Raw genomic sequence first — 5,768 nt, forward strand, 5'->3', positions numbered from 1 at the left:
GTCAGGGAGACGGCCCAGTGTTCGAGGGTGAGGTCGGCGGGGGCGCAGCCCAGGCGGCCGGCGGCGAACTCCAGGATCCCGGCGCGGCCGTCGCCGCCGCGCTGCTGGCGGAGGACGCCGGCAATTGGCGCGTCGAGAAGCTGGCGGCGCCGGTGGCGGACTCCTGGGTCAGCGAGCACGGGCTCGCCTTCGCCGCCCGCGCGTTCGCCGAGCTCGGCCGGATCACCTGGGGCCTCCCCGGCCTCAGGGACGCCGAGGACCCCGCCTCGCGGGCCCCGGGCCGCTCGACGGTCGCGTCCACGAAGCTGGTGAAGGCCGGCGCGCGGCTGCGTGCGCTGCTGGCCGCCGCCGGCGACACCGAGTACGAGGAGGCGGTGGACGCGCTGGCGGAGCACCGCCGCACCGCGACCCAGCGGGCCGCCGTCTCCTTCCTGGTGCCGTCCAGGACCGACTGGGTGGACGAGTGCCTGGCCGCACCGCCGGACGCCGGCTACGAGTGGGACTTCTGGCAGCTGCTGTACTGCTCGCTGAGCACGTCCGAGCATGTGGACCTGGCCGCCGCGTCCATCGCCGCCCACCGGCACCTGCTGTGGTGGTGGGACCGGCCGCTCATGGTCACGCTGGTGGACGGGGCGGGCGCGGGCGCCGCGCCGCTGCTCGCCACGGCGCTGGACGTCGGCCGCGGCCAGAAGGCCGTCCGCGAGAACGTCCCGGGGATCCTGGCGCTCCTCCCCGGCGACACGGCGTTCCAGGCGCTGATCGACCACGCGGGCGAGAAGCACGTGCGGCCCGCGCTGCTCGCGGCGATGAGGCGCTTCCCCGTCCGGGCGCTCCGGCTGCTGGCACCGGCGGCCGCCGCGTCCCCGGCGCTCTCCGGGGGACTGGCCGAGCACGTCCGGATCAATCGCGAGCTGGTGGCCGAGGTGCTGCCCGGCCTGCCCGACGAGACGCGCACGGTCATCGGCGCGCTCGTCACCGACCACGACCCGCTGCCGGACGCGCCCGCGGACGTCCTGCCGCGGCCGCTCGCCGACCCGCCGTGGTCGCGTACCGGCAAGCGCGCCGAGCCGTCCGGCTCCGGAGGGCCGGCGGATCCGCTGGAGGACCTGCCCGCTCGCATACCGGTCGTGGACGAATGGGCCGACGTGCGCGCGCTGCCGCAGATCCGGCTTCGCGGCCGGGAGGACGCGCTCCCCGCCGGCGCCGTGCGCAACCTGCTGACGATGCTCGCCATGTCCAAGCACGGCGGCGTCTACGCGGGCGTCGAGATCGCCAAGGAAGTGTGCGACGCCGGCTCGCTGGCGGAGTTCTCCTGGGCGCTGTTCTCGCTGTGGGACCGGAACGGGGCCCCCGCCAAGGGCGGCTGGGCGCTGGCGCAGCTCGGCTGGCTCGGCGACGACACGACCGGTTCGCGGCTCACCCCGCGGATCAACGCGTGGCCGGGCGAGGACGGCCACCACAAGGCGGTCGCCGGCCTGGACGTCCTGGCCGCCATCGGCACGGACATGGCGCTGACGCATCTGCACGGCGTCGCGCAGAGGGCGCGGTTCAAGGGCCTCAAGGCGCGCGCGCAGGGCAAGATCCAGGAGGTCGCGGACCGGCTGGGGCTGACCGCCGAGCAGCTCGGCGACCGGCTCGTCCCCGACTTCGGCCTGGACGCCGGCGGCGGGCTCGTCCTGGACTACGGGCGGCGCCGCTTCCTCGTCGGCTTCGACGAGGGGCTCAGGCCGTACGTGTCCGACGAGGACGGCACCCGCCGCAAGGCGCTGCCCAAGCCGGGCGCCAAGGACGATCCGGACCTGGCGCCCGCCGCGTACAAGAGGTTCACCGCCCTGAAGAAGGACGTGCGGACGGTGGCCTCCCTCCAGCTCCATCGCCTGGAGTCGGCGATGGTGACGCGGCGCCGCTGGACGCCCGGCGAGTTCCGGCGCCTGTTCGTGGAGCACCCGCTGATCTGGCATCTCGCGCGGCGGCTGGTCTGGGTCGCCGAGGACGGCGGCAAGACCACCGCGTTCCGCGTCGCCGAGGACCGCACGTTCGCCGACGCCGCCGACGACGTGCTGACGCTGCCGGAGTCGGCCGCCATCGGCATCCTCCACCCCGCGGAGCCCGGCGCGGACACCGGCGCGTGGGCGGAGGTGCTGGCCGACTACGAGATCGTGCAGCCGTTCCGGCAGCTCGACCGCGCGGTGCACGCGCTGACCGATGCCGAACGTGAGGGCCGCCGCCTGGACAGGTTCCAGGGCGCGTACATCTCCGGCGCGGCCGTGCTCGCCCTCGAACGGCACGGCTGGCGCCGCACGAGCCCCATGGACGCCGGCCTCCAGCACGCCCTCTACCGCGAACTCCCCACCGGCCTGTTCGTTAACATCAGGCTGGACGTCGGGATCCCCATCGGGGACGTCGAGGGCGCGGTACTGGAGGAGATCTGGCTGGCCGGCGAGGTCGCCGACGACTACCGGCCGGAGCCGCACGGCGCCCTTCCCTTCGGCGACCTCGACCCGGTCTCCGCCTCGGAGGTGCTCGCCGAACTCACCGAAGCGGCGTCCAGGGGCTGAGGGCCGAGGGCGGTCAGCGTCCCTTGATCGCCTTGCGGATCTCCGTCATCCGCCGCTGGTTGTACTCGCGCACGTCCGACGGGGCGCTCTCGCGGGCGGTGAACGCCGCGACCTTCGTCCGGCGCACCGCCCCGTCCGGCCGCCGCCAGACCAGCGTGGCCTCGCGGACATCGACGTGCGTGACCGTCGCCTGCGGGATCCGGGTCGTCCTGAGCACGCCCCTCAGGACGACCTCGCCGTCCCGTATCTCCACGCCCAGCCGGTACGCCCGTACCGCGAGCGTGATCCCCGCGAGGAGGATCAGCACGCCGAGCGCGGCGGGTACGGCGGACGAGTCCGCGTCCAGCGCCCTCGGGGCGAACATGAAGACGCTCAGACCTATCAGGAGCACCCCCGGCACGCAGTTCAGGAGCCGTCGCACGAGGGGGATTCTCCAGACCATGCGATTCAGACGGCCGCCGCGCCCCCACGGCTCCCGAAAACGTAGAAAACGGGCGAATCAGCTCAGTGCACGGGTCACCAGCGCCGCGATCCGCTCCTCCACCTCGGGCGTCACCTCGGTCAGGGCGAAACCGGTCGCCCACATCGCGCCCTCGTCCAGCTTCGCCTGGTCGCTGAACCCGAGCGTCGCGAAGCGCGTCTTGAACTTGGCCATGCTCTGGAAGTGGCAGACGAGCTTGCCGTTCAGCGCGTAGGCGGGCATCCCGTACCACAGCTTCGGCTCCAGCTCAGGGGCGGTGGCGGTGACGACGGCATGGACGCGCTCGGCCATGACCCGGTCCCGCTCGTCCATCTCGGCGATCTTCGCCAGCACGTCCCGCAGCGCCTCGGCCGCCTTCTCCGCGCGCGTGGAGCGCCGCGCCGCCTTCTTCCGCTCCTTGGCATGGTCCTTCATCGCGGCCCGCTCCTCGGCCGTGAACCCCTTGTAAGCGTTCTCGTCGGTGCTGGTCATGGCGCTCTCCTCCGTTCACGTAACGAAACGTTACGTCACGTGCCAAAAGCTACGTCCAGCAGGAAAACCATGTCAAGACGAAACGGCCCGTAACATCACGCTAGGCTGGCCCCGTGCGTTCCGCCTCACCCGATCCGACCCGGCGCAGCCAGCGCTCCCGCCGCGCGACCCTCGACGCCACCTACGCCCTGACCGTCCAGCGGGGGTACGCCGCGGTCACCATCGAGGCCATCGCCGCGGCCGCCGGCGTGGGCAAACCCACCATCTACCGGTGGTGGCCCTCCAAGGGCGCGCTCGCGCTGGAGGTCATCAACGACAGGTCCGGCGGCGTACTCGACTTCCCCGACACCGGCGACATCACCGCCGACCTCACCGGCCAGGCCACCGAACTGGTCGCCCTCCTCGACAGCGACTTCGGCGCCCTGTACCGGGGGGTGATCGCCGAAGCCCAGGGCGACGCCGCCCTGGCGGCCGCCCTCCGCGACACCGTCGTCGAACCCCGCATCCGGGCCTGCCAGGACAGGCTGACCAAGGCCGTCGCCGCCCGGCAGCTCCGTGACGACGTACCGACCCGCGTCATGGTCGAGTTGCTCTACGCCCCGCTCTACTACCGGTTCCTGCTGGGCACCGACCCGCTGAGCGCCCGCCAGATCCCCCTCATGATCGAGTGCGCCCTCACCGGCCTCCGCCCGGCGGGTCCCTCCTGACGCTCGCGCTACCGGGCGGATCCGTGGTGGTCCAGCAGGGGGAGCAGCACGTCGTCGGCGAGGTGGACCAGGAACGCCTCGTCCAAGGGTTCCCCGGTGATGAACAGCCGCGAGAACAGCAGCGCCGAGACGATCTCGGCGAACATGCCGTGGTCGCCCCCCGCCGCCAGCTCGCCCCGCACCACCGCGCGCTCCAGCACATCCCCGAGGATCTGCCGCTTGTCGTCCAGCACCTGGCCGCGCACCGTCCGCGCCAGCTCGGCGTCGCGGCGCATCGCGGCGATCAGGCCGAGCAGCAGCGCGGCGTCCTGGCCGGTCAGGCTCGCCCGCATGATCTCCAGCACGGCCAGCACGTCGCCGCGCAGCGACCCGGTGTCGGCCGGCGCCTCCACGGCGCCGCCCGCGTGCCGCCGCACCGCCGCCACGACGAGCCCCGCCTTGTCAGGCCACCGCCGATAGATCGTCGCCTTGCTCGCCCTGGCCCGCGCGGCGACCGCGTCCATGGTCATCCGGTCGTAGCCGTCCTCGGCCAGCAACTCCAGCGTGGCGAGAAGGATCGCCTCCTCCCGCGCCACCCCCCGCGCCCCCGCCATGCCGCCCCCAATCGCGAAACGAAACCGTACCGTACGCGAGAGTACCGCCCACCCGTGCGCGGCATGCGGGCCATCTTCGTATCCAGCACCGACAGGCTGCCGCGGGCGAGGGTTGACGCGGAGGCGAAACTTCAAGTTAATGTCAGCATGAAGTCGAGTGACACCATGTCGATCGGGGAGCTCGCGCGCCGGTTCGACCTGGCCACGCACGTGCTGCGCCACTGGGAGGACAAGGGCCTGCTGACCCCCGCGGCCCGGGTGAACGGCCGCCGCCGCTACACCTCCGACCATGTCGTCCACGTCCTCACGATCATCCGCGCCAAGGCGGCGGGCATGAGCCTGGAGCAGATCCGCGAGATCCTCACCGTCTCGGGCCGGGCCGAACGCCAGGAGCTCCTCCAGGAGCACCACGCGGAGCTCGAACGCCGGCTCGACGAGATCGCGGCGTCCAAGGCGATGATCGAACACCTCATGCTGTGCACGGCGGACGACTTCGTCCAGTGCCCCACGTACCGGAAGAACGTGATCGCCCTGCGGGAGTCGGCCGGCGGCGAGTGCCTGCTCTGAGCCCCGGCGCGGTGGGGCCGGCGTTCTTTCCGGGGGCGGGTTCCGGTTGCAGCCTGCCTGGCGCTCCTCTGTTCTAAGGCGGCCAGAGGAGCAGGTCACGCCCCGGTTCCGCTCGCGGAGGGGAAAGTTCGTGAAGAGATCCGGCTCGGGCGGTCACCTCGGGCCGGTCCGGACCGTCAGTGCGGTGAACGAGCCGATCGGGCGGGCACGCAAGGCCCGCCCCGCCGAAGGGACACCTCCCGTGAACGCGAACGACCTCGACACCGCCACCTCCCGGTTCGGCGACCCGCAGCAGTTGGTGCCCGAGCTCGGTGATGCCGCCGCCGCGATGTTCAAGATCGTCGGGAACGGGGCGGTCGCGCGGAGCACGGTCGGGCTGGTGCATCTGCGG

General features: G+C 72.7%; 6 protein-coding genes. 3 read left to right on the forward strand and 3 right to left on the reverse strand.

Annotation, left to right across the window (positions count from 1 at the left end):
- The first annotated feature begins 17 nt into the window (after positions 1 to 17).
- On the forward strand, positions 18 to 2,558 hold the full coding sequence (locus tag AB0881_RS41535; protein WP_366626411.1) for a DUF4132 domain-containing protein: 2,541 nt from the start codon (positions 18 to 20) through the stop codon (positions 2,556 to 2,558).
- 13 nt (positions 2,559 to 2,571) lie between these two features.
- Here AB0881_RS41535 and AB0881_RS41540 read toward each other — a convergent pair whose 3' ends face one another.
- Together AB0881_RS41540 and AB0881_RS41545 are read right to left on the reverse strand one after the other, a co-directional pair.
- A complete protein-coding gene (locus tag AB0881_RS41540) occupies positions 2,572 to 2,979 on the reverse strand; it encodes a hypothetical protein (protein ID WP_366626412.1) in 408 nt (135 codons plus the stop codon).
- A gap of 78 nt (positions 2,980 to 3,057) precedes the next feature.
- On the reverse strand, positions 3,058 to 3,510 hold the full coding sequence (locus AB0881_RS41545; RefSeq protein WP_366626413.1) for a DUF1801 domain-containing protein: 453 nt from the start codon (positions 3,508 to 3,510) through the stop codon (positions 3,058 to 3,060).
- Positions 3,511 to 3,623: 113 nt separating this feature from the next.
- Here AB0881_RS41545 and AB0881_RS41550 point away from each other — a divergent pair, with 113 nt between their 5' ends.
- Entirely contained in the window at positions 3,624 to 4,217 is a 594-nt protein-coding gene (locus AB0881_RS41550; protein WP_366626414.1) for a TetR/AcrR family transcriptional regulator, read from the forward strand.
- 8 nt (positions 4,218 to 4,225) lie between these two features.
- Here the strand turns inward: AB0881_RS41550 and AB0881_RS41555 are convergent, their stop codons facing one another.
- Complete coding sequence (locus AB0881_RS41555) at positions 4,226 to 4,810, reverse strand: TetR/AcrR family transcriptional regulator (protein WP_366626415.1); 585 nt, start codon at positions 4,808 to 4,810, stop codon at positions 4,226 to 4,228.
- A gap of 147 nt (positions 4,811 to 4,957) precedes the next feature.
- On the opposite strand from AB0881_RS41555, the gene AB0881_RS41560 reads away from it, so the two are divergent.
- A complete protein-coding gene (locus tag AB0881_RS41560; RefSeq protein WP_366626416.1) occupies positions 4,958 to 5,377 on the forward strand; it encodes a MerR family transcriptional regulator in 420 nt (139 codons plus the stop codon).
- Positions 5,378 to 5,768: the final 391 nt, after the last annotated feature.

The organism is Spirillospora sp. NPDC029432 (genome assembly GCF_040703975.1).
In the GTDB taxonomy this organism is placed as follows: domain Bacteria; phylum Actinomycetota; class Actinomycetes; order Streptosporangiales; family Streptosporangiaceae; genus Spirillospora.